This window comes from Marinobacter sp. V032 (assembly GCF_052645435.1).
In genome coordinates, this window is record NZ_JBQXYE010000001.1 from 1,738,345 (window position 1) to 1,765,139 (window position 26,795).

Consider the following 26,795-nt stretch of genomic DNA (forward strand, 5'->3'; position numbering starts at 1 on the left):
AGCACGTCTTTAAGGTGCGTGATGGTCTGCCTCTTGGCGGCGTTAATGTTGCAGGGGTGCGCCACCCCGGATACGTCGCACGCGGATGAACAGGCGACTGCCGCTCAGCGCAAAGAGCTTAATGAGGGATACAGCCTCCTGTACGACGCCGTATCCGGCATCCAGAACATGGATAAACTGCTCTATGCCAAGGTCGAAAGTGATCGGGTAGAGAAGACCGTCACCGACATCTCGGACTATGCCACCAAGTTAACACGTGATCTGGAACGCATTACCGAAGAATTCCCCGCAATTAAAATCGACCTGAAACCCTTGCCTGACCTGGAAGCCAAGAAGCGTGAGCTGCAGAGCAGCGCGAATCTTAAGGACCTGGCGCCGGTGATCGGCAAAACAGGGCATGTGTTTGAGCGTCGATTGTTGCTGTCCCTCTCAGGTTTGCTTGATCAGTTGAAGTTTCAGGCGCAGATTATGTCGGAAGAAGAGCCGGATCCGGCACTGAAAGCTGTGCTTGCAGACGCCGAAAGCCGGTTTGCGGGGCTCTATGAGGAGGTTGTGACGGTGCTGAATGAGGATTATTTTAAGCACAATACCTATTCGCCTCCGGAAAACCCGGCGAGAGACTATTGAGTTCGGTACTGTCAAGAAACGCCCGGTATTCCAGGCGTATGCGGAACGCATCCGTGCACGCGAGGCTTATCAGCGGGCGACCGAACTGGATTATGCGCTGGTGAGCAACTGATCGCAGTGTCGGGGTTTCGATGGCAGCTGTCGATCTGCGCATAAATAACTGATATGAGGTCTGTTGTCACTGCGTCAACGCCCTGGAGATTCAATGCCCCCAGTTACCAAACCTGTTTTCTGGCGTGATCCGCGCATGCCTTACGCTGAGTTGCGAAGCGTCGAGGACGGTCGGATGGTGTGCTATGAGCCGCACACCCATATCCAGTGGTCGATGGGGGCTATTACTGGGGGGCAGAGCACATTTGTCTGCGGTGATCGTCGTTATCAGGTGAGTACCGGCACGCTGGTATTTATGAACCCGGAATGCGTGCATGCTTGTAACCCCATCGACAATCAGCCCTGGGCTTATCTGATGCTGTATCTGGATGCCGGATGGCTGGCGCAGTTGCGATATGATCTGGGGTTGACCGGTGAGGCGATCTGGCAAGACATCCCCTGCGACTTGCTGACCACTCCCCAATACTTCAACGGCTTTTGTGAACTGGCGGCCTGCTTGCTTAACCCGAACGCTGAGCTGATCGACAAACAGTCCCGCCTGATTCGTTTTCTCTCGGGTTTGCTGCCTGCTATCTCCGGCGCCTCCGACCGGCGCCCGCCGGCCGATGGCAATACACCCGAAAAGCTTCAGCAACTGGCGACCTACCTTGATGCCCACTGCACTGAAGACCTGTCACTGGATGATTTGTGCCAGCGTACGGGGTATTCCGCCGGCTACCTGATCCGCGCATTCAAACAGTATTTCGGGCTTACGCCCCACGCCTATCTGATTAACCGCAGAGTGCAAGTCGGACAACGAGAGTTGAAACGAGGCACGCCCATCGCCGAGGCGGCACTTAATGCCGGATTCGCTGATCAGCCGCATTTTCAGCGGGTATTCAAACGATTGGTGGCCGCAACGCCTCACCAATACCGCTCACCTTTGACAGGGCAGGCGTCAGAGATCAAATAGCAGCCACAGACAACTGGCAGCAAGCAGAATCGCCAGTAGCCGGTTGATCGTGCGCAGAATAACCGGGCGCTCGACATAGCGCTTCAGAAATGCCCCCGCAAATACCCAGCTTCCCAGTGACAACCAGCAGATGGGAGCGTAAATCGCAGCAAACGCCAGTATCTGCGGGATGTCAGCGCCCGCTGTGTAGGCGCTGATGCCGGATGCCGACGCGAGCCAGGCTTTGGGATTAAGCCACTGCATCAGCGCACCGGTCATAAAACCCGGCGCTTTGTGGTCCGGGTTATCGGGAATGCGACCGTTATCCGAAAACAGGCGGTAGCTGAGGTAGAGCAGGAAGCCAATGCCGGCCAGTTCCAGCGTCTGATTAAAGCCGGGGATCACGGCCAGTAGCGAGTGAAGCCCAAGCCCAACGGAGATAAAAAGCGCGATAAAACCGACGGTCGCGCCACTCACAAAAACAAGGCCAGTAGCCGGACGATAACGCGCGCCGCTGCTCAGGCAGATCAGATTGACCGGGCCGGGGGATATTGATGCCGCCAGGGCGAAGGTCGACATGGGAAGCAGTAGCGACAGGGTCATTGAGTAGCCTTGGGTCTGGTTAAAGGCGACAGTCTGACGGTGTCGGCGGGTATGGGTATTGAACAAAATTGCTCAGCCATGCGGATCTCGAAGCGTCTGACCCGCATGGTTGCAAGCTGCGGCCCTATAAAAAATTGGGCCAGTGAGTGTCAAAGTAAACTGGCTGTGCTGCGCGCCTTGCGGGAGGTATCCACGACAATCGGGAAGGGGCCACTGAAATCAGGGCCGTCGCCAAGGCGTTCTTGGGCGCTGATGATGGCATCTGCCACCAGACCGCCACCGGTTACGCTGAGATGGTCATCGTCAAAATACAGGGCCTTGCCATCTTTTGTGGCGGGGCAGTACCCCTGCTCGCAAAATATGGATTCAGGCTTGATAGCGTGAAGCCTGGTGCCATACGGGAGTGTCGCCAGTTGGCGCAAGGCTTCGCTGTTGCGTGCCTTATACCAGTTTTCCGTTGTGGTTTTTCGCGTATCCAGCGTCGGCTCATCATCGAAAATCGTCGCTGGCGTCATCGCCTTCACTACATGAGTCGGTAACTCAGGTGTCGGGTAGACAACATATACATTCTTGCCCGCTTCCAGCAGGCGGTGAATCAGCTGTGAAAAGCTTTGCCAATACAGTTTTCGTGCTTCCGCGTTCGTGACGAGCGTTGTCTGACCGGCCACTTCAAATATCGGATCTCCGTCAGGCACTTCCGGATAGCTGTCGAGCTGATCGCCGAAAAGATAGGCGCTATGGCGGAATCCCACGACGACATTCCTGATGTCATCATGTTGCTCGAGGTACTGCACGGAATCATTCAGCCACCGGGTGCAACCCGGCTCCTTGATCTCGAAATCGAGTGCGGGCGGACAGTGGCTGAAACTCATCTGCACCAACCCTTCACCGGTTTCATCCAAACGCCTGGCGAGAGCATAAGCGGGTTCCACGGTGTGGCTGTCGCCTAGCGTGGCCCAGGTTACGTTGTCGTTGAAGTACCGGCAGGCATCATCAGGCCCTTTATAATCCGCGCCGCTGGTGTGACATTTCTCCCGCTTGGGGCTGAAGGCGGCCGAGGCCGTATCAATCGGTCGATCAAACCTTTCGCTGATGCCGTTGTCGAAATGCCCCACCAGGCCCGCCGCCATAAACAGCGATAGCGCGACAGCTGAATAGCGGAAGATCGCAGCTCGTGGGATTGCCCGTTTATTGCGGAACGGCGCTTCAATGTACTTCCAGCTGATATAGGCCAGCACGATAGTGGCCGCGATGGCGAGGGCAAATACCATAAGCCCCGGTTCGCCAATGGTTTTCAGGCGGATAAAGGCAAAGATCGGCTGGTGCCAGAGATACATGGAGTATGACAACAGCCCGATAAAGACGAACACGCGTATTGAAAGCAGTTTGCCCACGAGGCTGCGACCGTTGCAGAACTGGATGATCATGCAGGCACCCAGCACCGGAAGTAGCGTATAGACGCTGGGGAAGGGCGTGCTGTGATCAAACATCACGATGGCATAGGCGATGAAAGCCAGCCCCAGCAAACCCATCACATTGTTGAGAACGGCTTTGTTGTCGTCATCCCGCTGTGAGGGCAAAAAGGCGATAATTGAACCGAAGAACAACTCCCAGGCGCGGCTGAAGATCAGGTAGAAGTTGGCGTCCACTGCCTGTTTGGATGCAAGGTACTGGGATAGTCCAAGAGACGCAGCGGCGATAAAGACGATGACCGCCATCAGCCATTTTTTGCCCCAGGCCCACAGCAGCGACACCATCACCGGGAAAAACAGGTAGTACTGCTCTTCCACGGCGAGACTCCAGGTGTGCAGCAGCGGCTTTTCATCCGAGGCTGTCGAGAAGTAGCCGTTGGTCAGATAGAAAAAAACATTGGATGAAAATGTCACCACCGATACCAGGCTTTGGCCGTAGGATTTCAGCAGTGGCGCAGGCATCAGAATATAGGCGGCAATGGTGGTTAACAGTAGCACCGCAGAGAGAGCAGGGAGTATTCGGCGGGCCCTGCGTTCGTAAAAACTGACTATGGAAAATTTGTCATTTTTGAGTTCTTCAAGAATGATCGATGTGATCAGATAGCCACTGATCACAAAAAAGATGTCCACCCCGACGTAACCACCGCTGAAACCACTGATACCAGCGTGAAAGAGGATAACCGGCAACACTGCCAGGGCCCTTAGTCCGTCAATCTCTTCCCTGTAGACCAAAACACTTACCTTCTTGTGAATGGGGTGTGATTCAGTGCGCAACTACCTTGTTTTCAGATAGTTAGCTGCATCGTTCAGTGTATTAACCAGACGATGTTAACGGGGAGCGGCGGAGTCGACTAACCTTTGGACGGGTTGTTGGATTTCCATTTTGCAATAATTGCGGTGATTGGCGGCCAAATCAGGGGATATTGCTGCCTGAATTTTACTTTGTACAAAGATCATCGCCTCGGGCAAGTCTGTGCTATCCGCGATTGAAGCGATGGGTGGTCACCGATATATTAGCTGGCTAATTTTTGTCTCAGGAAGCTGATACTGATGAGTGATCGTGCGCAAGTTCCCCTGAGTCTCGTGTTTGCGCTGGCCGCGACCATTATGCTCGGGCCTTTCTCTGTTGATACCTACCTGCCGGCGTTTCCGGCAATCGCCCAGACCTTGGGTGTCGACATGCAGTCGGTCTCCCTGAGTGTGTCGGTGTACATCTTTGCTCTGGCTTTTGGTCAGTTGATCGGTGGGGCCTTGTCAGACCGTTTTGGCCGTAAACCCATCCTGTTCGCCGGGCTGGGAGTGTTTGTTGTGGCGAGTCTGATCCTGTCCCAGACTCAAACCCTCAGTGTGTTGCTCGGAGGGCGCGCACTGCAGGCTATCGGCGCGGGTTGGGTGCTGGTATCGGTACCGGCGTTGGTGCGTGACAGGGTGCACGGCCAGCAAGCAGCCAAGCTGTTTTCGTTGATCGGGCTGATTATGGTGGTAGCGCCCGGTATTGCGCCCAGTATTGGCAGTGCGCTGCTCAAGCTGGGGCATTGGGGCATCATTTTCATCTTTCTGGCGGTATACGCTGTTGCACTCGTGCCGCTGCTGATGCGGACCGTGTTTCGCGAAAAGCCTGCATCAAGCGGTGCACCCCAGCCTCCCATCCCTTTGCTTCAGCGGTATCTGAATGTGCTGCGGACCAAACCGGCCTTGCCGTTTATCGCGTGGCAGGCGGGGTCCTTCTCGATGATGATGCTGTTTATCACCTATGCCTCTTTTATCTACCAGATCCACTTTGAGCAAACGGAAGACGCCTTTGCCCTGTTGTTCGGCGCCAATATCGTCGCCATGTTCTGCCTGAATCTCACCAACCGGGCGCTGCTGTCGCGGCTGACGTCTTTGCAGGTGTTGCGCCTGGCAACGGCTCTCCAGGGCGTGGGTGTGCTGTTGTTGATTCTGGCGACGGTAATGGATTGGGGGATGTATGGTTTCCTGGCTGCGATGATGATGGCCATCGGCGCGATGGGGGCTATCACTCCCAATATTCAGGCCTGCTTTATGGAGTATTTCCCTACCAATGGTGGCACCGCAGCCGCTCTGCTGGGAGCTGCCCAGTTCGGTATCGCCGGCACGCTCAGCGCGCTGTCCGCATTCCTGCCGCATACCTTGCTGGCGGTCGTGCTGGCAATGGCGGCATGCTCAGCGGTGAGTGTGATCCTCATGTTGCGCTCGCTTCGGCAACCGGCCGTTGTGACGAATTGATCAATCGCCGCATTTTTTAACAAATATCCTGCCTGAATATGTCATGGCTACCCCGCCGTGACTGCGACACACTCTGGTTATGTCTTTTTCGCGTGCTGCCATTGCGGCACGCACGTCGATATATGCCCATAACAGGAGTGAACAATGGAATTCAAAAATGTCCCCGCAATTGTTACCGGCGGTGCCTCTGGTCTGGGTGAGGGCGCGGCCCGGGCGCTGGCGGCTGAAGGTTGCAAGGTTGCGATTCTCGATTTGAACGAAGAGCGCGGCCAACAGGTTGCTGCTGACATTGGCGGCATCTTCGTGCGCTGCGATGTGTCCTCTGCCGAAAGCGCAGAAGCGGCGCTTGCTGCCGCGCGGGAAGCCCACGGCCCCTGCGGAATCGCGGTGAACTGTGCGGGTATTGCGCCTGCCGCCAAGATCCTTGGCAAGGAAGGCCCGATGCCGCTGGATAGTTTCAGCAAGGTGATTCAGGTCAACCTGATCGGCACCTTCAACATCATGCGTCTGGCTGCGGCAGACATGGCTGAGCGCGAGCCCAATGCTGATGGCGAGCGTGGGATAATTGTTTCTACTGCATCCGTTGCGGCTTACGAAGGCCAGATCGGCCAGGTGGCGTACAGTGCCTCCAAAGGCGGGGTTGTGGCGATGACGCTGCAGGCCGCTCGTGAACTGGCCCGTCAGGGCATCCGCGTCAACACTATTGCGCCGGGTCTGTTTATGACGCCGATGATGGAAGGCATGCCCCAGAACGTTCAGGACAGTCTGGCGGCGACATTGCCATTCCCGCAGCGGCTGGGCAAGCCGGCGGAGTTCGGCATGTTGGTTGAGCAGATGGTGAAGAACCCGATTCTGAATGGCGAAGTGATCCGTCTGGATTGCGCATTACGCATGGCGCCGAAATAAGGCCGGTCACCGGGAGACAGACTATGAGTAACCGTGATTCTGAAGAGCTGGCACTATTCCGCGACATGGTCGTCAAGGCCCTGGAAGCTGAAGTGCGCCCCCATTACGAGCAATGGGACGAGGACGGCATTGTGCCCCGCAAATTGTGGAACACCCTGGGTGATGCGGGCATGTTGTGTGTTGACGTTGCCGAAGAGAACGGCGGTTGCGATGCGCCGTTCAACTATTCGGTCGTTGTTGGCGCCGAGCTGGCGCGGATGGGCTTTGGTGCACTGGCCACCAATGTAATGGTTCACTCGGATATCGTTGCGCCCTATCTGAGCCACTTGGGTAATGACGAGCAGAAGCAGCAGTGGCTGCCGAAGATGGTGTCCGGCGAAGCAGTAGGTGCCATCGCCATGACCGAACCCGGCGCCGGCAGTGACCTGCAGGCCATGCGCACCAGTGCAGTAGCCGACGGCGATGACTATATCCTTAATGGGTCCAAGACTTTTATTACCAACGGCCAGCATGCCGATATGGTGATTGTCGCGGCCAAGACCGATCCCAGTGCCGGTGCCCGTGGTATCAGCCTGTTTCTGGTGGACACTTCGCTGGAAGGCTTCAGCGTCGGCCGTAACCTCGACAAGATAGGCCAGCACTGTGGCGACACATCCGAACTGTTTTTCTCCGACATGCGCATTCCCAAATCTGCATTGTTGGGAGAAGAAGGTAAAGGCTTTGCCTACCTGATGCAGGAATTGCCGCGGGAGCGATTGGTGATAGGCGCCATTGGCGTCGCAGCCGCGCGCGGAGCGCTGGATCTGACGTTCAGTTATGTGGATGAGCGCGAGTTGTTCGGCCAGAAACTGAAGCAGCTCCAGAACACCCGCTTCCGCATCGCCGAGATGGAAACCGACTACCGCATCAACAAGGCCTTCGTGGATCAGTGCATCGCTGAATACGAGCGCGGCGAGCTGGATGCAGCCACCGCCTCAATGGCCAAATACAGCGCCACTGAAATGCAGTGCAGAGTGGCTGACGGCTGCCTGCAACTGTTCGGTGGCTACGGCTACACCACGGAATATCCGATTTCCCGCGCGTTCACCGATGCCCGGGTGCAGCGGATATACGGCGGCACATCAGAAGTCATGAAAGAGGTGATCGCTCGCTCATTGCTGGGCCGGTAACGCGATTATTTTTACTGAACAGAGGATAGCGCGTTTGTCGCGCGACTATCCGGGGAGAACAGATTATGTCTGACAATGCTGTTGTTATCGCGGGCGCGGCCCGTACACCCATGGGCGGTATGCTCGGGTCATTGAGTTCAGTGCGTTCCCCTGAGCTGGGCGCGGTTTCCATCAAGGCTGCGATCGAGCGTTCAGGGTTGAAGCCGGCTGATATCAATGAAGTGGTCATGGGCTGCGTATTGCCCGCCGGTCTGGGGCAGGCGCCTGCACGTCAGGCGTCGAGAGCCGCAGGTATTCCGGACGCATCTGGCTGCACCACTGTGAACAAGATGTGCGGCTCCGGCATGCAGGCGGTGATCATGGCCCACGACCAGATCAAGGCAGGCACTAACAAGATCATGATCGCCGGCGGCATGGAGAACATGAGCCAGGCTCCGTACCTGCTGCCCAAGGCGCGCGGCGGTATGCGCATGGGGCACGGGCAGGTGATGGACTCAATGTTCCTCGACGGCCTGGAAGATGCCTATGAAGGTGGCCTGATGGGCGTGTTTGCCCAGCGCAGTGCTGATGAGTACAAGATTGATCGGGAAACCATGGATGCTTTTGCCATCCAATCGCTCAATCGCTCACTTGAAGCGATCAAAAACGGCTGGTTCGCCAAAGAGATTGTTCCGGTCACTGTTCCCGGGCGCGGTGGCGATACCGTTGTCGATACAGACGAACAACCGGGCAATGCCCGCCCCGATAAAATTCCGACTCTCAAGCCGGCCTTCAGCAAAGACGGCACGGTGACGGCGGCCAACGCCAGTTCCATCAGCGACGGTGCCTCGGCGCTGGTGCTGACAACGGAAGCGGAAGCCGGAGAGCGCGGGTTGAAGCCTCTGGCACGCATCGTGGCTCACGCAACCCATGCCCGTCTGCCTGCGGAGTTCACCCTGGCACCGATTGGCGCGATCGAGAAAGTGCTCAACAGGGCCGGTTGGTCGAAAGATGATGTGGACCTGTTCGAGATCAACGAGGCCTTTGCTGTGGTTTCGCTATTGGCGATTCAGCAACTGGGACTGGATGAAGAGAAGGTCAATGTCTACGGCGGCGCCTGTGCACTGGGGCATCCGATTGGCTCATCCGGTTCACGTATTCTGGTCACGCTGATCAACGCACTGCAGGAACGGGGCCTCAAGCGAGGTGTGGCGTCACTGTGTATTGGTGGCGGTGAAGGCACTGCGGTTGCCGTTGAGCTTCTGTAACGCTCAATGATCCTGCTGGCGATACGCCAGCGGGCTAAGCCCGGTCCAGTGTTTAAACGCACGGGAGAAGGCGCCGGGCTCGGCAAAACCGAGGTGTGTTGAAATTTCCGCCACTGTCAGATTCTGCCGGGTCAGCATAATCACTGCCTGATCCCGCCGCAGATTGTCTTTGATCTTCTGGTACGAGCTACCTTCCGCTTTCAGCTTCCGGCACAGGGTGTAGGAGGTCATGTGAAGCTGCTCGGATATCCAGTCCAGATTGGGCAACTTGCTCTCTTCCGAATTTTCCAGCAGCTGCCTTACCTGAGTGGTGGTGCTGTTGTCCTCGTCGGTCCAGATCAACAGGTCGCGCGGTGAGCTTTCGATAAACTCATCCAGTTCCGCTTCGCTTCGGGTGACCGGCATGGTCAGGTAGTTCTTGCTGAAAAAAAGGCTGTTGCGCTGCTCGTCAAAATGGCACTGGCAGGGAAAGACGAACCGGTATTCGTCAAAATGCTGCGGCAGGGAATGGGTAAAGGTGGCGTGACTCAGCACGATTTTCCGGCCAATCAGCCAGCCCACGAGCCGATGCCAGACGAGCAGTAGCCATTCCACCAGAAAATTGTCCGGGTCCAGTTCCGGGCGTCGATGGGTCAGGCTGAGTTCCGCCTCATCGCCGGTGGTGTCCAGTTCAATCCGGATATCGTCCGAAAACAGCGTGTAGCAGCGGATGCTCTGGCGAATCACCTGCTCCAGGTTGTCGCAATGAATCACCAGCGACCCCATCAGATGAAAGTGGCCGACCCGGCACGGCAGGGTGGTGCGCCCCATAAACTCGTCGTCCAACTCCTTCCAGGCCAGCCGGAACAGTCGAATGAACTGGTCTGTCGGCACCCGCGCCTTGGGCTGACGTATCACGTCGGGATCAATACCCCGGCGAATCAGCAGGTCGTCGGCAGCGCAGCCGTTTTTCTCCAGGCCATGGAGAATGGAGCGGGCGTAGTGCGAGGAGAACGTCAGGTTTTTCATGTGCGCTGCCGGTTGCAAAACTTGTCAAGTTATCTGCCGATTACGGTCATTCTGTTCTATAAGCCGTTTGCTTAACCTGATTCAAACGCCGTTTCAAAGGTGACGGCGAGAGAGCTTCGCCAATACGTCATTAAAACAAATTCAACAGGCTGATCTATGAACGAAACCAATTCGTCTTCGAACGAGACAAGCTACGACGACTTTGTGAAAAACTTTTCGGTGGATTCGATCTTACAGAATTTCACCGGTGATTTTAACGAAGGCCTCAATGTCTGCGAAGAGATCTGTGACCGTCATGCGGCCGATCCCGAGTGGGTGGGTTTGCGCTACGCCCGGGCAGATGGGCGTACCGGTGAGATGACTTTCGCCGAACTGAAACGCCGGTCAGCCCAGTTTGCCAATTTCCTGTCGTCGCAGGGCATCGGCAAGGGCGATCGGGTAGCGTGCCTGTTGCCCCGCACCCCGGAATTGCTGATTTGCGTTCTGGGCACACTCCGTGCCGGTGCGGTTTATCAGCCGTTGTTCACGGCTTTTGGCTCTGGTGCCATTGAGTACCGGTTTGGCAAAGCCAACACACGCCTGGTGGTGACCAATACCGAACAGTGGGCCAAGCTGGCAGATGTAACGAACGTGCCGGCGACCATGCTGGTGGCCGAGGCTGATGATCCACTGGGCGCTCAGGCAGATCATCTGTTCGAATCCACGCTGGCGGCTCAGTCGAGCGAATTTGAACCGGTAAAAATCGGTGCAGCGGACCCGTTCCTGCAAATGTTCACTTCAGGCACTACCGGCAAGGCAAAAGGTGTTGCGGTACCCGCGAAGGCACTGCCTGCCTTCTGGATGTATATGCGCTACGCCGTGGGGCTGCGCCAGACGGATAACTTCTGGAACGTGGCTGATCCCGGTTGGGCCTATGGACTGTATTACGCCATTGTCGGCCCGCTGTTGCTTGGGTGCACAACGCATTTCAACGAAGCGGGATTTACCGCAGACAATACGCTGGAATTTCTGCGTAAATTCAATATCACCAACCTGGCAGCGGCACCCACGGCCTATCGCTTGCTCAAGGCCAATGAAAAACTGATTGCCAACTATCCCGGGATCAGCCTCCGCGTCGCCAGCAGTGCCGGTGAACCGCTTAATCCGGAAGTGATCAGCTGGGTGCAGCGAGCCTTTGAATGCCGTGTCTGCGATCACTACGGCCAGACCGAAACCGGCATGACCTCCGCCAATTTCCACGAGCTGGGACATCCGCATCGCGATGCCAGCATGGGTTACCAGATTCCCGGTTACCGGCTGGTGGCGCTGGATGCCGAGTTCAACGAAGTCGCGGCGGGTGAAACCGGTGAGCTGGCGGTTGATATGGAGAATTCACCGCTTCACTTTTTCCAGGGCTACACCTGGAATGAAAAGATGCCATTCCACGGCAGGTACTACCTGACAGGCGACATGGTGGTCAGCAATGGCGACGGCTCGCATTCGTACACCGGTCGGGATGACGACATCATTGCCTCAGCCGGCTACCGGATTGGCCCTGCCGAAGTGGAAAGTTCATTGTTGGAACACCCGTCGGTGATTGAGAGCGCCGTAGTAGGTAAACCGGACGAAAAGCGCGGCACCATCGTCAAAGCGTTTGTTGTCACCCATCCGGATTACGATGGTGTGGATGATCTGGCAGAGCAGTTGCGGCAGCATGTGCGCACACGCTTATCGACGCACTCCTATCCGCGTGAGATTGAGTTTGTGGACGAGCTACCGAAAACGTCCAGCGGCAAGATTCAGCGGTTTCTGCTGCGCAAGCAGGCGGAGGAAGAGGTACAGACAGCGGCTTCAGCGTAATCTGGACGCACTGTAAAAAAGGGCCGCTTATGCGGCCCTTTTTAGTTTGACGATCCGAAGTCGAAGATCAGCCTTCCGGATCGATCTTGTCCTGGGTTTTCAGCTCGAAGTCACTGGCATCGTGGCGTTCGCGAAGTTGTTCATTAGGCTCGCCCCAGGCCCGGTTGACCATGCGTCCGCGTTGAACGGCCGGCCGCTCATCAATGGCTTTGGCCCAGCGCACCACGTGAGTGTAGGTGTGAGCTTCGAGGAACTCGGCTGCGTCATACACGCGGTTGAGCACCAGTGCGCCGTACCAGGGCCAGATCGCCATGTCGGCAATCGTGTATTCGTCCCCGGCAATGTACTGGTTGTTTGCCAGTTGGCGGTCAAGCACATCAAGCTGTCGCTTCACTTCCATGGCGTAGCGGTTAATCGGGTACTCGTATTTTTCCGGTGCGTAGGCATAGAAATGACCGAAGCCACCGCCCAGCATGGGGGCGCTACCCATCTGCCAGAACAGCCATGACAGACACTCTGTTCGCCCGGCGATATCCTTGGGGATAAATGCCCCGAACTTTTCCGCCAGATAAAGCAGAATCGAACCGGACTCGAAGATACGTTGCGGCGGATTCTGGCTGTAATCGACCATTGCCGGGATTTTGGAGTTCGGGTTCACTTCAACAAACCCGCTGCCAAACTGCTCACCGTCTGAAATGTTCACCAGATATGCATCATATTCTGCATCGCTGATGCCGCTTTCCAGCAGCTCTTCCAGCATGACCGTGACCTTGACGCCATTGGGTGTTGCCAGAGAATAAAGCTGCAGCGGATGTTTACCTACCGAGAGCGCCTTGTCGTGGGTCGGGCCGGCTATCGGGCGGTTGATGCTTGCAAACTTGCCGCCGCTTTCAGAATCCCATTTCCAGACTTTTGGTGGCGTGTAGGTGTCGTCGGTCATCGTCAGGCTCCGGTTGTGATGAAACAATCATGTTGCCAATTTCATTGGCCTCTGTACAAGGTAGGGTGTTGATTACGATTAGCAAGGCTGGGAAACATACGTACATCGAACCGAAATCGGTTACTTGTTCAGCAGGTTGCTGTTTCTGTGACCACAGGTTGTCCACAAATCCAGTGGATAACGTTGTTAACAACCTAAGGGTATGTACCTGCAAGGCTTGCGGCGCAAGGGATCGCAGTAGTTGGGCAGGAGACGATCAGGTCTTCCTGGCGCGTGTTAATAGCCTGTGCGACGATGTTGTTCCCTTAAATCCAGTAACCGGAGACCGTCCATGATCGTGATTACCGCAATGATGACCGCAACGCCAGGCAATGGTGACGCGTTAGCTGACGCGATGACAAAAATCGCCGTGGAAGTAGAGAAGGAAGCGGGCAACCATTGCTATCTGGTGCACCAGTCTGTTGATGATGCGGACACGGTACTGATCTACGAGCAATACACAGATGAGGATGCCCTTGCCGAGCATCGCGAGCACCTGAAGGAACTGGGCGCCGGTCTCAAGGGCTTGCTGGCGGGTCGGCCTGATATCAAACAGTTCACGCTGAAAGGCTGAAACGGTAGCGCCGTGTGCTCACCGGTAAACCCGAGTGGGCGCGAAAACTTGTTTTCTGCCATGTGATGTTTTTACTTTATTTAAAATAACTGCCTCCGATTTGAGTACTTCTGAGTAGTCCCCTCGAGAGCCCGAGCTGGCGGGATATCGCCAGCTCGGATCCATAACAATATTTCGAGGATGACGCTATGAAACCTAACCACCTTTCAGAACAGGGAAAATGGCCGAAGAAGACACTGCTCGCACTGTCGGTTTCCGGCTTGATTGTGGGGCTTTCCGGCTGTGGTTCGGACGATGATAACGATAATGATGGCCCGGTAACGGGCGGCGCGCCTGACTTCACCCCGGCGACTGTCTTTGTAGCCAGCAACAGTTCGACTGATACCAATGTGCGGGTACGGGATGAGGATCTTGGTCTGCTGAATACCTATACCACCGGCGCTAACGAGGGACTGTTGGTAAATAAAGCGGGTGGTCTTGTACAGGCCGGAGATCTTGGCAGCACCGGTAATCTGGTGACCGCCTGTAATGCGGCCACGCGTATGACAGGAGACGCCAGCTACGAAATTGCCGGCGCCAACACCACCTTCGCCAGTCCTAAAGGCATCGCGACCATTGCCAGCGAAGGCCTTGTCGTAGTCGCCAATAATGGTGCCAGTACCTTGCTCTTGATGGGCGCTTCGGCCTCGGGAAATGTTGCACCGGTGGCGACCGTGGCACTCGCGGCCAATGCCTGGGATCTGGTTTACGATGATGCGTCAGATCGCCTTTTCGTCGCTCAGGTTGACGGATCCGTTGCAGTGTTTGATGCCTTTGCCGCAAACCGTGGTGTCGGTGGAGCGAACCGTACCTTCACGGTGGTTGATGGCGATGGCGAGGCCTCGGTGAACCTGCACGGTATTGATTATGACGCCCAGGGTGATCGTCTGGTCATTGGCGATGTTGGCGCGGCCGGTTCTGCTGACGACGGCAAACTCTATGTTATCGACAACGCCAGCTCCGCGGATGGCCAGATTACTGCAGCGACCACTTTCAAGGGCCCCAACACACGCCTTGGCAATCCGGTTGACCTGCAGTTGGACGGCACTGATCTTCGGGTTGCCGAAAAAGCCAACGGCGGTGGCGCTGTACTCGTTTACCAGAATATCTTCAGCCGGAGCGGCGGCGATGTTGCGGCGGATCTGATCCTGGATACGCCAGCGCCCGAGTCACTGGCTGTTGTGCCGGAAGCTGACCCAGCTCCAGGCGTTACGGATATTGTCGATCCGGCCACTGTGTACAAGGTGTTGACTACGAGCAATCCCGCAACCGGCTCGGCCACATCTGGCCAGCTGTTCACCAACGCCCGCACACTGGCCTCGGCCCCTGCACTGGCGTTCGATTCAAACCTCGCGAGTGCTGAAAACGTCACGCTTGATCGCGACGGCAACGCTTATATCACCTTCGATGACGGCACCACAGCCAACAGCGGTATCGCGGTGATTGGTGCGCTCGGTGCACGTGATAATTTTGACGCAAACCGTGATCGCATCATCACTGGCGCGGCTACCCGCTTGATGTCGCCCAAGGGTATTGAGTTGGCGGATGATCTTGGCCTGATGATAGTGGCGGAAAATGGTGGCGCGGAGGTTCTGGTGTTCAGCGCCTGTGCCAGCGGCAACGCGGCACCTGTTACTGTCAGCACCGGTGGTGTGGCGCCCTGGGATTCTGACTATGACCCGTCAGGCGATACGCTGTACGTGGCGCTGACCAATGGCACCGTGGCAGTCTATGATGATTTCTCCCAGGACATGGGGGCAGGGGGTATCGATCGTACGATTACGCCGGCTTCAGGAGGAACGCCTTTCGCGGCGCCTACGAACCTTCACGGCATCCGTTACGACCAGTCGTCTGACACGTTGATTCTGGCGGATGTTGGCGCAGGTGGTGTGGATAACGACGGGGCGCTTGAGACTATTCCCGCGGCATCGACGGCCAATGGCGTGACCAATGTTGGCAAGCGAATTGCCAACCCGGGTGACGGCTCCGACCTGACAGGGCTGGGTAATCCGGTCGATATCGCGTTTGATGGCCAGGACCTGTACGTGGCCGAGAAGATCAATGGTCAGATCCAGGTGTGGAAGAACTTCCTCACCGATGCGGCCATGATTGGCAACGTTGCGCCTAGTGATAGCGTAGCGGCGACGGCTCCGGAGTCCATCGTGCTGATGCCTGAATAAATCCCTCACCGAAACGAAGAACGCCCGGCAGATGTCCGGGCGTTCTTCGTTCAGCGTGTTGTCGATCAGAAGGGCACGGCGCGCCCGATATATTCGATTGGCCCGGTGGGGCGACCGATGGGGGAGCCGGCTTCATCTTCCAATGTAATTTCGAACAGCTGGTTGTCTTCAAGCGGCGGCAACTGATCCAGATTGATCTCCAGCGTCTGTCCGGGTTTTACAAGCCCGAGCGACACAGGCCCCTTCCAGTCATCCGCCTTGGTCCAGAATTCCAGAGCCTTGCCTTCGGGCACTTCAAAGCTGCCCAACGCCTGGAGCTTCAGTGAGCGGCGATTGCTGGCCTTTACAACCCATCCGGGCGCGTGGCCGTCAGGCGTTGCCAGCACCACCATGTAGCTTGTTTGCGGCTGCTGGATGACAAGTGCGACGCCGAACATCAGCGCCATTGCAAAGCCCGCAGCCGTCAGGCCGCGCCACAAGGCCAGGTTGTGCCACCAGCTTGCCTGTTGGCGCTGTGGTTTGGCTTCGGTTGCAGGGCGAGCTGACGTCTGTTCGGAGGTCACACTGTCATCTATGCGGTTCCATACTGTATCCGGAAGCGGCAGAGGATCGACGGTGTCGCATAAAGGCACCAGTCTGTTTTCCCAATAGACGACCAGTTCCGCCAGTTCCGGGTCGGATTCCAGACGCTCAATAACCGCTCTGCGTTCAGCTTCAGCCAGCGTGCCCAGCACATACTCGCCGGCCAGCTCAAACGGCGGCACATCATTGATTCTGTCAGTCATCCGAGGCACTCCCGTAAAGCCAGCAGACTACGCTTGATCCATGACTTCACACTGCCCAGCGGAGCACCTAGCAGATCACTGATTTCGCTCTGTGAGTAGCCGTTGACATAGGCGTGGTAAATACAGGATCGACGCTCGGGCTCCAGTGCCATGATGCAGTCCTGTATCCGGTGATTTCCCATGCCCCAGTGTGTTGAGTTGACTCTCTCGTACCAGCCACTATCGCGGGTGTCAGGGATATCGTCGATAGGAAAATCCTGAGTCACCTGGCGTTTCGAGAACCGGATCGAATCAAGCGCGAGATGTCGGGCGATAGAGTAGATCCAGCTTCGCCCATTGCCCCTGGATGGATCGAAGGTATGGGCCTTCTGCCAGATCTTCAGAAACAGATCGTGGATCAGATCTTCGGCGGTGGAGCGGTTTTTCACAATATTGAAAACAACGCCCATGAGGCGATTGCCTTCCTCAAGGTACAAATCGCGCAAAGCCTTTTTATTTCTGGAAGCACAGGCACGTATGCAGGCTTCGTAATCAAACGTATCGGTTTCCATTGCCACGCTTTTCCCACCCATCCGCTTTATGACCTTCCGGGTCGTTGTTTTTGATCTGTTCCGTTCTGGCGTACGACGTCTGTTACCGAGTACGTTTCACCTCCGGGTTCGGAGGCAGAAAAATAGGCTGTATCAATCTTCCCGGGTGAACTGCCGCCAGAATATCGGACGGTTTGGCAGGCCGAGTGAAAGGAGGATCACAATGAACCTCAACTCTCACTCTTGATAATAAATGAATAGCGATGAACGCCCGGACGCTATTGCTGAATCAGTTCGAGCACCTCAGTGGACCCCATCGCCGTTGCGAGCGACAAAGCGGTGTTGCCGTCGGCATCCTGAGCGTTGATATCAGCCCCGCATTCAAGCAGCTTTTTTACCATCTCGGGGCGGTTGAACATTGCAGCGTACATTAGTGGTGTTTTGGCGCCTTCCGGGCGGCCATCCACTTTCGCATCATGATCCAGCAACAGATCAACAATTCCCATCTCGCCTTTGTACACAACACCCGCCAGTGGGGTTTGCATGTTGTCGTTTTCAATATCCGGATCGGCGCCGCGTTCGAGAAGCATTCTGGCGGTTTCTTCATGGCCGTTGTAGCAGGCCAGCATCAGCAGCGTGTCACCTTTACTGGTGCGCATATTGATGGGCACACCTGCGGTGAGCAGGGGGTCCAGCAGTTTGGTCCCGCCATTACGCGCCAGCTCAAAAATACCTTGAGCAAAGGCGATGGCATCTTCGTCCATCTGGTTTTCGGGCTGCCCGGGTGTGCCGGGGGATGCGTTTGTCATGGCAGATCTCCATCAGCGCTGTTGTGAGTGCCGCAACAGTAAGCGGGCATCTGTCACAGAGAATAGGTCTCTGTGCCGAGTGTTCCCCCTATGAAACGGTTTAAGGGCAATGATTGCAAATGAATAGCAAATGATGAGGGCAGCAGAATAATTATTGGCCCTTCTATCCGCTTTGATTTTGGCTGGTGCGATGCGACTCGCCGAGGTATTGCACCAGTTCATCACGGAATGCAGCCTGAACCCCGAGCCGTTTCATCATCCAGTAATGCCCGGCGATCATCCGGTCGATGAAAATACTTTCCACCGGTGGTTTGAAGGAATCCAGATATTTGAACACCGTGGGGGTTTTGGCCGCCACATCCTTGTGGATATCGGATGCCATGAAATCATAAGGCTGATCGGTCACAAAGGGCGTGATCAGAATGTCCCGCCACATGGCGTAATAAGCCTCTTCGATAGCGGGTTTTGACTCGACCCGTGCGCCAAGGTCGATCAGGTGTTTGTCGAGTGCCTCGTAGTCTTCATCCAGTGCCGCCATAAGCGCTTTACGGTAGGCATCGACGATCCCGGGCTTCAGCTTTTTGACGCAGCCGAAGTCGTACATGACCAGAGAACCGTCCGGGCGAAATGCAAAGTTGCCGGCGTGTGGGTCCCCGTGGATACACTGGAAGCGGAACAACTGATCCGCCATGGTGGTGAAAATACGGTGGCCGATCGCATTGACGGTGGCCTGATCATACGCCTCGGCAGTCACTTCGCTGATGTGGTCACCTTCGACCAGTTCCATGGTCAGCACCCGCCGTGTCGAGTGGCTGGCGATCACGTCGGGGATAACAACGTAGGGGTCGTCGGCGTGAAAGTCCCGGAACAGAACGATGTTACGGGCTTCGTTTTCGTAGTCCAGCTCCTCATGGAGGCGCTCACGGATCTCGCCGAACAGTTGGTCGACGCTTTCTTTCGGCATCTTCAGCAATCCGCCGAGCCTCAGCGCTGTGCGTAATTGGCGCAGGTCGGAATCGCAGGACTTGTCCACGCCGGGGTACTGGACTTTGACGATCACATCCTGGCCAGTGTGAAGCCGTGCCCGGTGGACTTGGCCGATAGACGCCGCAGCGTAGGGTTGTTCCTGAAGGTATTCGAAACTCTCACCCAGGGGTTTGCCGAGTTCCTCTTCAATTTGCCCGACGATCACCTCAAATGGCATTGGAGGCGCTTCTTTTTGAAGTTTCTGAAGCGCATCAGAAAACTCTTTGGGCAGAAAATCCTGGGTTTGTGATGCGATCTGACCGACCTTCATCACCGCGCCTTTCAGTTCCCCGAGGGTGTCGGCAATCTGGCCGGCCATGCGCGTGTAGTTCTCGCTTTTTGCTGCTTCATCCTGGGGGCGCCCGACCAGGCGTCTGGCCCGCTGGCCGGCGTATTGCCCGGCCACGGATGCGGTCATGCCGGCCAGCTTGAAAAAGCGGCCGCTGCGGGATGTCACTGGTTTTTTAGCCATGAAGCGCTCGTTGGTTCTGAACTCGTTGGTTCTGAAAAAGGTGCGCCGGGTTTGAATGTGCGGCGCTGAAAGCCAACTATGCCCACAAAGCCGGTCTGACTAAAAGGGCTTTGATTGCTTTGTATTCAGAATATACCGCCGGCCCAGACCAGGCCGGGTATTCAGACTACCGTGGTTTCGACAGTAAGCTCATCGGCAAGTTTCAGCAATAACGTCTGCCCGGATGCCAGTGGGCCCACACCTTCGGGTGTGCCGGTGAGAATGACATCGCCGGGGAGCAGCGTGAAGCTTTCGCTCATGTGGGCGATCAGCCTTATCATCGGAAACAGCATGTCGTGCGTCGTGCCTGTCTGCTGGCGTTCATCGTCGATATCGAGAGAGAAGGTGATGTCGTCGTGGTCATCAAAGTTCTCCGCCGGCACAAAGGGCGTCAGCGGGCAGGAACCATCAAACCCCTTGGCCCGCTCCCATGGCTGGCCTTTTTCTTTGAGCTTGCTCTGGACGTCTCTCAGGGTGAGGTCCAGCGCCAGCCCGTAGCCCGCGATGGCCTCGCGAACCTTCGCTTCTGTTGCATGGGTAAGGGGTTTATCGATCAGTATCGCCAGTTCGGTTTCGAAATGCACCGACCCCAGCTTTTCAGGAAGTTTGATCGGTGCTTCGAAAGCCACTGCCGCCGTTGCCGGCTTAATGAAGAGCAGCGGCTCATCAGGAATCGGGTTGTTGAGCTCGCGGGCATGAGCTGCATAGTTGCGCCCGACACATACAATCTTGCCGAGCGGGAGATCAATCGCATTTCCGGTGTGCCAGCAATGATGGTAGAGGAGCATGCTACACCTGCCTTAATGGATGTGTGAGAAACGGCTGGACGCGCGATGGCACGTGTCTAATCGCCGTCAAACGAACATACAGTATAGACTTCCAGCCCCTCGGCTTTGAGTTTTTCGGAGCCGCCCAGATCGGGCAGGTCGATCATCGCCGCGACTTCAATAATGTCCGCACCAATACGACGAATCAACCGGGTTGCCGCCAGCATGGTGCCGCCAGTGGCAATCAGATCATCGATCAGCACAACCCGGTCACCCGGCTTGAAAGCGTCTTTATGCAGTTCGACCGAGGCTGTGCCGTATTCCAGTTCGTAGTCTTCAACCAGCGTATCAAAGGGCAATTTGCCCTTCTTGCGTACCAGCACGAGGCTGGCGTTCAGCTCGTAAGCCAGCGCCGAGCCAATGATGAAGCCCCGGGCGTCAACCGCCGCGACGGCGTCAATTTCGTGGCCGTGGTAGCGGTGCACAAAGGCATCAATCAGTTTCCGGAACGCGGTGCGATCCTGCAATACCGTGGTGATATCACGGAACTGCACGCCGGGCTTGGGCCAGTCCGGCACGGTACGAATGGCTTTTTTGATGCTTTCGGAGAAGTAATCCATGGTCTTGCCTGCTTGAATCACGGGGAAGAGGCGGTCACGACGGTGATAACGTGGTGACCAGTTGCTGTCATTCGCCCAGGAAAATGAATTTCAGAATGAAGATGACCGCGATAATTACAATGCTGGCGTTCAGGTGAGACCAGCGACCGCTGAGCGCCTTGAGCACGGCATAGGTGATAAAGCCCAGCGCGATGCCGTTGGCGATGGAGAAGGTCAGCGGCATCATCAGCGCCGTCACGACCGCAGGGGCGGCATCGGTGATGTCGTCCCAGTCAATCAGTTTCAGGCCGCTGGTCATCAGTACCGCCACGTAAAGCAGCGCCGGAGCCGTTGCATAGGCCGGAATAATGCTGGCGATAGGGGATAGCAGCAAGCAGGCCAGAAACAGCAGGGCCACAACGACGGACGTCAAACCGGTCCGGCCACCGGCAGAAATACCGGCAGTTGATTCGATATAGCTGGTGGTGGTGGAGGTACCGAGTGCCGCGCCGGACATGGTCGCGACCGAATCCGACATCAGGGCCCTGCCCAGCCGTGGCAGTTTGCCGTCTTTATCCAGCAGACCGCCGCGTTGAGCAGCGCCGATAAGCGTGCCGGACGTATCAAACAGATCCACAAACAGAAATGCAAACACGATACTGAGCAGGCCCACATTCAGCGCGCCGGCGATATCCAGCTGCATAAATGTGGGAGCCAGGCTTGGCGGCGCCGAAAAGAAGCCTTTGTATTCAACCAGCCCCATCATCATGGCGATGACGGTAACGGCAATAATGCCAATCATCACCGCGCCGGTAACGCGACGATAAGACAGTGCACAGATCAGGATGAAACCGCCCAGAAACAACAGGCTTTCCGGTGTTTTGAGATCGCCCAGACCGACCAGCGTGGCCGGGTTGTCGACAACCACGCCGGCGTTCTTGAAGGCAATCAGCGCCAGAAAGAAACCGATACCCGCCGAGATACCGAACCGCAATGACAGGGGGATGCTGTCGATAATCCATTCACGGATGCGGAAAATGCTCAGCAGGAAGAAGATCAGACCCGACAGGAACACAGCGCCCAGCGCCACCTGCCAGCTGTAGCCCATACTGCCGACCACGGTGAACGAGAAGAAGGCGTTCAGCCCCATGCCCGGCGCCAGTGCGATCGGGTAATTGGCCCACAACCCCATGATCATGGTGCCGATAGTGGCCGCCAGACACGTCGCGACAAACACAGCACCATAGTCCATGCCGGTAGCCGACAGGATGCTGGGGTTGACCACAATAATGTAGGCCATGGTCAGGAAAGTGGTAAAACCGGCAATGACTTCTCGGCGCACATTGGTGCCGTGTGCCTGCAGCTTGAACAGTTTTTCGAACATGGGTCAGCCTTGAGCAATGTGAATGCGTTGTGGAAGAAACTTTAGCTTTCGTACCGGATTTGGCCAATCGACCGTCCGGATTCTATCCTGGCTGGCGTTCCATTGCCGGGCGTTTCCCTTAGTGCGCCTGCGCATCCCTCTGCAGGCGAATATCAAATCGTACGGCCAGTAAACGGACAATGACGATAAACGACAGGCCAATTACCAGCGCCAGCGTATCGCTGTGCAGCGCCCATTGGCAGACGAAATAGAGCCAGCAACCGGCAAACGAAATCGATGCGTATATCTGGTCCTTGCGGAATATAAACGGCACCTCGTTGCACAGGGTATCCCGCAGTGCGCCACCGAAAGTGCCGGTCATGACACCCAGCAGCGAGGCGATGAACCAGGAATGACCGAGATCAAGCGCCAACTGGGCGCCGAGGATCGAAAAAACGCCCAGCCCCACTGCGTCGGGCAACACGATGTTGGATTCACGGAGGCGTCTGAGCGGTCGGCAAAAACTGAAAATAATGGCCATCGCCAGAATCAGGATCGGCTGCTCCTGATGCTTGATCCAGTACAGCGGATGATTGTCCATGATCAGATCGCGCAGGGTGCCGCCACCAAGAGCGGTAACGAAGGCGATGGTGAAGATCCCAACCGGATCCATGTTGGTATTGCGGGCGGCAATCATGCCGGAGACGGCAAAGGCGACAATACCAACCATTTCGAGGATGTAAATAATATCGGGCACGGGTGTCTTCGGGGTGTTTGATGAAGGATCGCCGGGGCGGTCAGCCCCGATTTCAGGCGCGCAGGATACCGTAAAACTGACCGCCGATCACCCCGTTGGATGTAACCGTTTTATGGCGTTTCCAGCCCCCTGATACGCGCGATCTGACGATCCTGCAGCCGTGATAGCAGGGCCACCGCAATAATGGCGCCACTCAGGCACCACAACATATCGGATTGGGTGTCCCAGATATAACCCTGGGTGCCAAGAAAGGCCTCGGCGTCCTCACCGCTGGCCAACGCGACCCACCATTCGATCAGCTCGTAGAAGGCGCTGAACGCCAGTGCAAAACAGACCACGAAAAAGTGGGTCCATGCCCGGCCGCGGATGACATTCTTGCGCAGCACGATTTCCCGGGCAATCAGCACCGGCACAAAGCCCTGGGTAAAGTGCCCCAGCTTGTCATAGTTATTCCGGTCCCAGCCAAATACTTCAGACAGCCAGTCGAAAAACGGCACCTCGGCGTAGGTGTAGTGGCCACCCACCATCAAGACCACGCAATGGAAAAGAATCAAACCATAGAGCAGGGGCGTCAGCGGGAAACGGTTGCGGGTGAGCCCAAGCGCAATAAACCCAAGCACCGCAGGCAACACTTCCAATATCCAGGTGATGCGATCAAAAGGCGCGATGCCAGACCAGATCAATACCGCCGCAAATACGACAATCCATGCAATCGACCATTTGTTCAATCTGCGTTCTCCATCTTGGCGGGGGAAAAGATATTAATATGGCTAATCGGGCTCAATAACTCTTATTCATTTGCTTCATTTTAAAAACAGCATTAGCTTGACCTGTCCAACATTGTGAATCAATCAGAGAGGGGAATCATGCGCGCGATTCTGTGTAAGGAATACGGCCCGGCGGATACGCTGGTGATTGAAGACATTGCATCACCCGTCGCCAAGGGCAGTGGCGTTAAAATCCGGGTGAAGGCGGCTGGCCTTAACTTTCCGGACACCCTCATCATTGAAGGCAAGTACCAGATCAAACCTTCCATGCCTTTCTCTCCCGGTGGTGAAATGGCCGGCGAAGTGCTGGAAGTAGGCGAGAAAGTCACCCGCTTCAAAAAAGGCGACCGAGTAATGGGCCTCACCGGCTTTGGCGCTTTTTCGGAAGAAATCGTGGCTGCTGAAGCCAACCTGCTGCCCATTCCTGACGGCATGAGCGACGAAGAAGCGGCCGCATTCACCATGGTATACGGCACCTCATACCACGCACTCAAACAACGGGCCAACATCCAGCCGGGTGAAACCCTGTTGGTGCTGGGCGCCAGTGGCGGTGTCGGGCTGGCAACAGTTGAGCTGGGCAAGGCAATGGGCGCGCACGTTATTGCGGCAGCCAGCACAGCGGAAAAGCTGGAGGTGGCGAAACAGGCCGGTGCAGACGAACTCATTAACTACACCGAAGAGCCGCTGAAAGACACCATCAAGAAACTGACCAAAAACAAGGGCGTTGACGTGGTCTACGACCCCGTCGGCGGTGACTTTACCGAACAGGCGCTGCGGGCCATGGCCTGGAACGGGCGGCACCTGATTATCGGCTTTGCTGCCGGTGAGATTCCCAAAATCCCGGCCAACCTGACGCTGCTCAAAGGGTGCTCTGTTGTTGGGGTCTTCTGGGGCACTTTCACCCGCCAGGAACCGGAAGTCAGCAACCAGAACATGATGGACCTGCTGAAGCTCTACAGCGAAGGCAAGATCAAACCCGCCATAAGCGAAGTGTTTGAGTTTGAGGATTACGTCGGTGCACTCAATGCACTGACTGAACGTCGTGCCAAGGGCAAGATCGTTTTGAAAGTGGGTTGATCGTATTGCTGATGTGGCCGGTAATGCGCCGGCCTACCCAAAAGCCGCCGCGGCAGGAAACTGCCCGGCGGCTTTTGGGTTCTGGAGTTTGCTGAAATCGGCAGGTTCACGCGCATTTCGCCGAATTAAACTGACGCCCCCGCCTCACTCGCGTTAGGCTTAAAATTAAGCTGAATGATCCATACCACCAAAGAAGAGGCCGCTGATGTTAAACGGCATTCACCACGCCGCCATTATTTGTTCCGATTACGAAAAGTCGAAGCACTTCTATGTATCCGTACTCGGCCTTGAAGTGATCGCCGAGAACTACCGGCAGGCGCGTGATTCCTACAAGCTGGATTTAAAGCTGCCAGATGGCAGCCAGGTGGAGCTCTTTTCTTTCCCCGATCGTCCGCCAAGACCCAGCTACCCTGAAGCACAGGGCCTCCGCCATCTGGCCTTTTCGGTCTCGTCAATTGACGATGTGGTGGCTCAGTTGACTGCCACCGGCGTCGAGGTTGAACCTGTTCGTATTGATGAGTACACCGGCAAGCGGTACACCTTCTTTAGCGATCCTGATGATCTGCCGCTGGAACTGTACGAGCAGTAAGTTGCTGTACCCATAGCACCAGTTTTTCAATTTCATCGTAGATTCAGTCATGACTAACAATCCACGACGGCAATACAGCGTGTGTTGGTATGAGTGATCCATCAAAAACACACGACGACGAATCAACGCCGGCGCCTGACGGCGCTCAGAAGGATGCCGCGTACGTTGGCCCGTCCCCGGCGAAGCCTGCCAGACGCGCAAAACGGCCCTGGCTCTTGTTTGGCGTGTTGGTCTCGCTTGTTGTTCTTCTGGTGAGTCGGGAAGACCTGCGGCAGAACGCAACAGAAAGCAGCGTCAGCGCCGCTCATTATGTCGCATTCGATATGCTCGGCTGGTCACCGCGGGACCTGTTTGTCTGGCGCTTGCGCCTCGCTGGCCTCTCAGACAGCCCGCTGGGCCAACAATGGGCCGGGGCGGTTGCCCGGGCGGGCGAACAGCCTTTTCGAATTGGTGATCAGTACCGTACGTCTGAAACCTTTGCCGACGATAAGGTTGAAGCGCACGTCTACCAGACGACGCTTAAGCGTGGCGAAAAACTGACTTGGCAACTCACCCGCACCGATACTTCAGGCAGCCGGCTTTATGCCAGCCTTGAAAAGCGCAAAGGTGACGATGCCTGGTCAACCATCTCGGAACTGGATGCCAGTGGCGCAACCCACAACCGTGTGGTGTCCCGTGCCGGTGACTATCGCATTGTCCTCCAACCGGAGCTTTTTGGCAGGGTAGAGTATTCGTTGGCTATCGCCAGCGGTGGCTCTCTACCATTCCCTGTTGAAGGCGCTTCACAGCGTGATATAGGCAGCAGCTTTGGCGCACCGCGCGATGGCGGTGCCCGGGAGCACCACGGCGTGGACATCTTTGCCAAAAGAGGGACGCCCGTGATAGCGGTAATCGATGGTAGCGTTCGAACCGGTACCAGCGGTATCGGCGGCAACCACGTGTGGTTATCAGGCGGCATTTTCGGCTTTGGAAGTGCACGCTACTACTATGCCCACCTGGACTCATTCGCGATTGAATCCGGCGAAAAAATCGAAAAAGGCGACATCATCGGCTACGTCGGCAACACCGGCAACGCCAGAACCACACCCCCACACCTCCACTTCGGCATCTACTCCGGCGGCCCGGTTGATCCGGCAGCATTTCTGAAGCCAGAGCCGGTATTGCCAATTCCCTAATCACACTACCTGCGATAAATGTATCGCCTTAGAATCCGCATGTTTATACAGTACGATTGTGTGAGCGAATCATAGAAGTCAGATGATTACATGGCGAAGCGTGAGGTG

General features: G+C 56.3%; 25 protein-coding genes. 12 read left to right on the forward strand and 13 right to left on the reverse strand.

Translation table 11 applies throughout. From position 1 onward, the window contains the following. The first annotated feature begins 21 nt into the window (after positions 1-21). Positions 22-627, forward strand: coding sequence for a hypothetical protein (locus tag ACUN9X_RS08010; RefSeq protein WP_445472721.1), 606 nt, complete (start codon positions 22-24; stop codon positions 625-627). A 205-nt stretch (positions 628-832) separates the two neighbouring features. Then, positions 833-1,690, forward strand: coding sequence for an AraC family transcriptional regulator (locus tag ACUN9X_RS08015; protein ID WP_445472722.1), 858 nt, complete (start codon positions 833-835; stop codon positions 1,688-1,690). Here ACUN9X_RS08015 and ACUN9X_RS08020 read toward each other — a convergent pair. Both ACUN9X_RS08020 and ACUN9X_RS08025 read right to left on the reverse strand, forming a co-directional pair. Then, on the reverse strand, positions 1,676-2,338 hold the full coding sequence (locus ACUN9X_RS08020; protein WP_445472723.1) for a LysE family translocator: 663 nt from the start codon (positions 2,336-2,338) through the stop codon (positions 1,676-1,678). The genes ACUN9X_RS08015 and ACUN9X_RS08020 overlap by 15 nt on opposite strands. 83 nt (positions 2,339-2,421) lie before the next feature. Next, positions 2,422-4,476 (reverse strand): acyltransferase family protein, encoded by a 2,055-nt coding sequence (locus tag ACUN9X_RS08025; protein ID WP_445472724.1) that lies wholly within the window; start codon positions 4,474-4,476, stop codon positions 2,422-2,424. 318 nt (positions 4,477-4,794) lie between these two features. On the opposite strand from ACUN9X_RS08025, the gene ACUN9X_RS08030 reads away from it, so the two are divergent. From ACUN9X_RS08030 to ACUN9X_RS08045, 4 genes are all read left to right on the forward strand, one after another. Then, a complete protein-coding gene (locus ACUN9X_RS08030) occupies positions 4,795-5,991 on the forward strand; it encodes a Bcr/CflA family efflux MFS transporter (RefSeq protein WP_260036041.1) in 1,197 nt (398 codons plus the stop codon). Positions 5,992-6,135: 144 nt separating this feature from the next. Beyond that, positions 6,136-6,897 carry an SDR family NAD(P)-dependent oxidoreductase gene (locus ACUN9X_RS08035; protein ID WP_260036039.1) on the forward strand — a complete coding sequence of 254 codons (762 nt, stop codon included), beginning with the start codon at positions 6,136-6,138 and terminating at the stop codon, positions 6,895-6,897. A gap of 23 nt (positions 6,898-6,920) precedes the next feature. Next, a complete protein-coding gene (locus ACUN9X_RS08040; RefSeq protein ID WP_260036038.1) occupies positions 6,921-8,066 on the forward strand; it encodes an acyl-CoA dehydrogenase family protein in 1,146 nt (381 codons plus the stop codon). 65 nt (positions 8,067-8,131) lie between these two features. Next, positions 8,132-9,313, forward strand: coding sequence for a thiolase family protein (locus ACUN9X_RS08045; protein ID WP_445472725.1), 1,182 nt, complete (start codon positions 8,132-8,134; stop codon positions 9,311-9,313). Positions 9,314-9,316: 3 nt separating this feature from the next. Here the strand turns inward: ACUN9X_RS08045 and ACUN9X_RS08050 are convergent, their stop codons facing one another. Further along, positions 9,317-10,321 (reverse strand): AraC family transcriptional regulator, encoded by a 1,005-nt coding sequence (locus ACUN9X_RS08050; RefSeq protein WP_260036035.1) that lies wholly within the window; start codon positions 10,319-10,321, stop codon positions 9,317-9,319. Between the two features lie 156 nt (positions 10,322-10,477). Here ACUN9X_RS08050 and ACUN9X_RS08055 point away from each other — a divergent pair, with 156 nt between their 5' ends. Next, entirely contained in the window at positions 10,478-12,160 is a 1,683-nt protein-coding gene (locus ACUN9X_RS08055; protein ID WP_445472726.1) for an AMP-binding protein, read from the forward strand. Between the two features lie 67 nt (positions 12,161-12,227). Here ACUN9X_RS08055 and yghU read toward each other — a convergent pair whose 3' ends face one another. After that, positions 12,228-13,100 (reverse strand): glutathione-dependent disulfide-bond oxidoreductase, encoded by an 873-nt coding sequence (gene yghU, locus ACUN9X_RS08060; RefSeq protein WP_445472727.1) that lies wholly within the window; start codon positions 13,098-13,100, stop codon positions 12,228-12,230. Between the two features lie 331 nt (positions 13,101-13,431). Between yghU and ACUN9X_RS08065 the strand changes: the two genes are divergently transcribed. Together ACUN9X_RS08065 and ACUN9X_RS08070 are read left to right on the forward strand one after the other, a co-directional pair. Further along, a complete protein-coding gene (locus ACUN9X_RS08065; RefSeq protein ID WP_445472728.1) occupies positions 13,432-13,713 on the forward strand; it encodes a putative quinol monooxygenase in 282 nt (93 codons plus the stop codon). A 188-nt stretch (positions 13,714-13,901) separates the two neighbouring features. Continuing rightward, positions 13,902-15,932 carry a hypothetical protein gene (locus ACUN9X_RS08070; protein ID WP_445472729.1) on the forward strand — a complete coding sequence of 677 codons (2,031 nt, stop codon included), beginning with the start codon at positions 13,902-13,904 and terminating at the stop codon, positions 15,930-15,932. 65 nt (positions 15,933-15,997) lie between these two features. Here the strand turns inward: ACUN9X_RS08070 and ACUN9X_RS08075 are convergent, their stop codons facing one another. The 9 genes from ACUN9X_RS08075 to ACUN9X_RS08115 all read right to left on the reverse strand — a co-directional run bounded on the left by ACUN9X_RS08075 (position 15,998) and on the right by ACUN9X_RS08115 (position 23,807). After that, the gene (locus tag ACUN9X_RS08075; RefSeq protein ID WP_445472730.1) at positions 15,998-16,717 is read right to left on the reverse strand and encodes an anti-sigma factor; all 720 of its coding nucleotides are present in this window, start codon (positions 16,715-16,717) and stop codon (positions 15,998-16,000) included. Continuing rightward, entirely contained in the window at positions 16,714-17,289 is a 576-nt protein-coding gene (locus ACUN9X_RS08080) for a sigma-70 family RNA polymerase sigma factor (RefSeq protein WP_260036029.1), read from the reverse strand. Before ACUN9X_RS08080 ends, ACUN9X_RS08075 begins: the two co-directional genes overlap by 4 nt. Positions 17,290-17,525: 236 nt before the next feature. After that, positions 17,526-18,056, reverse strand: a complete 531-nt coding sequence (locus tag ACUN9X_RS08085) for an ankyrin repeat domain-containing protein (protein ID WP_445472731.1) — start codon at positions 18,054-18,056, stop codon at positions 17,526-17,528. A gap of 163 nt (positions 18,057-18,219) precedes the next feature. Further along, entirely contained in the window at positions 18,220-19,554 is a 1,335-nt protein-coding gene (locus tag ACUN9X_RS08090; protein WP_260036027.1) for an ABC1 kinase family protein, read from the reverse strand. 161 nt (positions 19,555-19,715) lie between these two features. After that, the gene (locus tag ACUN9X_RS08095) at positions 19,716-20,381 is read right to left on the reverse strand and encodes a fumarylacetoacetate hydrolase family protein (protein WP_260036026.1); all 666 of its coding nucleotides are present in this window, start codon (positions 20,379-20,381) and stop codon (positions 19,716-19,718) included. Between the two features lie 56 nt (positions 20,382-20,437). Beyond that, the gene (locus ACUN9X_RS08100; protein WP_260036025.1) at positions 20,438-20,980 is read right to left on the reverse strand and encodes an adenine phosphoribosyltransferase; all 543 of its coding nucleotides are present in this window, start codon (positions 20,978-20,980) and stop codon (positions 20,438-20,440) included. A 67-nt stretch (positions 20,981-21,047) separates the two neighbouring features. After that, positions 21,048-22,343, reverse strand: coding sequence for an NCS2 family permease (locus tag ACUN9X_RS08105; protein ID WP_260036024.1), 1,296 nt, complete (start codon positions 22,341-22,343; stop codon positions 21,048-21,050). Positions 22,344-22,461: 118 nt separating this feature from the next. After that, positions 22,462-23,079 (reverse strand): trimeric intracellular cation channel family protein, encoded by a 618-nt coding sequence (locus ACUN9X_RS08110; RefSeq protein ID WP_260036023.1) that lies wholly within the window; start codon positions 23,077-23,079, stop codon positions 22,462-22,464. A 110-nt stretch (positions 23,080-23,189) separates the two neighbouring features. After that, a complete protein-coding gene (locus ACUN9X_RS08115; protein WP_445472732.1) occupies positions 23,190-23,807 on the reverse strand; it encodes a DUF2238 domain-containing protein in 618 nt (205 codons plus the stop codon). A 138-nt stretch (positions 23,808-23,945) separates the two neighbouring features. Between ACUN9X_RS08115 and ACUN9X_RS08120 the strand changes: the two genes are divergently transcribed. The 3 genes from ACUN9X_RS08120 to ACUN9X_RS08130 all read left to right on the forward strand — a co-directional run bounded on the left by ACUN9X_RS08120 (position 23,946) and on the right by ACUN9X_RS08130 (position 26,687). Then, on the forward strand, positions 23,946-24,923 hold the full coding sequence (locus ACUN9X_RS08120; RefSeq protein ID WP_445472733.1) for an NADPH:quinone oxidoreductase family protein: 978 nt from the start codon (positions 23,946-23,948) through the stop codon (positions 24,921-24,923). Positions 24,924-25,128: 205 nt separating this feature from the next. Continuing rightward, positions 25,129-25,512 carry an SMU1112c/YaeR family gloxylase I-like metalloprotein gene (gene gloA2, locus ACUN9X_RS08125; protein ID WP_260036018.1) on the forward strand — a complete coding sequence of 128 codons (384 nt, stop codon included), beginning with the start codon at positions 25,129-25,131 and terminating at the stop codon, positions 25,510-25,512. An 89-nt stretch (positions 25,513-25,601) separates the two neighbouring features. Continuing rightward, a complete protein-coding gene (locus ACUN9X_RS08130) occupies positions 25,602-26,687 on the forward strand; it encodes a M23 family metallopeptidase (RefSeq protein WP_445472734.1) in 1,086 nt (361 codons plus the stop codon). Positions 26,688-26,795 lie beyond the last annotated feature (108 nt).

Coding starts and splice junctions, on each gene's coding strand:
- yghU (WP_445472727.1), bottom strand. CDS start 13,100: ATGACCGACGACACCTACACGCCACCAAAAGTCTGGAAATGGGATTCT.
- ACUN9X_RS08035 (WP_260036039.1), top strand. CDS start 6,136: ATGGAATTCAAAAATGTCCCCGCAATTGTTACCGGCGGTGCCTCTGGT.
- ACUN9X_RS08090 (WP_260036027.1), bottom strand. CDS start 19,554: ATGGCTAAAAAACCAGTGACATCCCGCAGCGGCCGCTTTTTCAAGCTG.
- ACUN9X_RS08045 (WP_445472725.1), top strand. CDS start 8,132: ATGTCTGACAATGCTGTTGTTATCGCGGGCGCGGCCCGTACACCCATG.
- ACUN9X_RS08120 (WP_445472733.1), top strand. CDS start 23,946: ATGCGCGCGATTCTGTGTAAGGAATACGGCCCGGCGGATACGCTGGTG.
- ACUN9X_RS08015 (WP_445472722.1), top strand. CDS start 833: ATGCCCCCAGTTACCAAACCTGTTTTCTGGCGTGATCCGCGCATGCCT.
- ACUN9X_RS08050 (WP_260036035.1), bottom strand. CDS start 10,321: ATGAAAAACCTGACGTTCTCCTCGCACTACGCCCGCTCCATTCTCCAT.
- ACUN9X_RS08010 (WP_445472721.1), top strand. CDS start 22: ATGGTCTGCCTCTTGGCGGCGTTAATGTTGCAGGGGTGCGCCACCCCG.
- ACUN9X_RS08055 (WP_445472726.1), top strand. CDS start 10,478: ATGAACGAAACCAATTCGTCTTCGAACGAGACAAGCTACGACGACTTT.
- ACUN9X_RS08085 (WP_445472731.1), bottom strand. CDS start 18,056: ATGACAAACGCATCCCCCGGCACACCCGGGCAGCCCGAAAACCAGATG.
- ACUN9X_RS08065 (WP_445472728.1), top strand. CDS start 13,432: ATGATCGTGATTACCGCAATGATGACCGCAACGCCAGGCAATGGTGAC.
- gloA2 (WP_260036018.1), top strand. CDS start 25,129: ATGTTAAACGGCATTCACCACGCCGCCATTATTTGTTCCGATTACGAA.
- ACUN9X_RS08130 (WP_445472734.1), top strand. CDS start 25,602: ATGAGTGATCCATCAAAAACACACGACGACGAATCAACGCCGGCGCCT.
- ACUN9X_RS08080 (WP_260036029.1), bottom strand. CDS start 17,289: ATGGGTGGGAAAAGCGTGGCAATGGAAACCGATACGTTTGATTACGAA.
- ACUN9X_RS08075 (WP_445472730.1), bottom strand. CDS start 16,717: ATGACTGACAGAATCAATGATGTGCCGCCGTTTGAGCTGGCCGGCGAG.
- ACUN9X_RS08095 (WP_260036026.1), bottom strand. CDS start 20,381: ATGCTCCTCTACCATCATTGCTGGCACACCGGAAATGCGATTGATCTC.
- ACUN9X_RS08030 (WP_260036041.1), top strand. CDS start 4,795: ATGAGTGATCGTGCGCAAGTTCCCCTGAGTCTCGTGTTTGCGCTGGCC.
- ACUN9X_RS08100 (WP_260036025.1), bottom strand. CDS start 20,980: ATGGATTACTTCTCCGAAAGCATCAAAAAAGCCATTCGTACCGTGCCG.
- ACUN9X_RS08105 (WP_260036024.1), bottom strand. CDS start 22,343: ATGTTCGAAAAACTGTTCAAGCTGCAGGCACACGGCACCAATGTGCGC.
- ACUN9X_RS08040 (WP_260036038.1), top strand. CDS start 6,921: ATGAGTAACCGTGATTCTGAAGAGCTGGCACTATTCCGCGACATGGTC.
- ACUN9X_RS08070 (WP_445472729.1), top strand. CDS start 13,902: ATGAAACCTAACCACCTTTCAGAACAGGGAAAATGGCCGAAGAAGACA.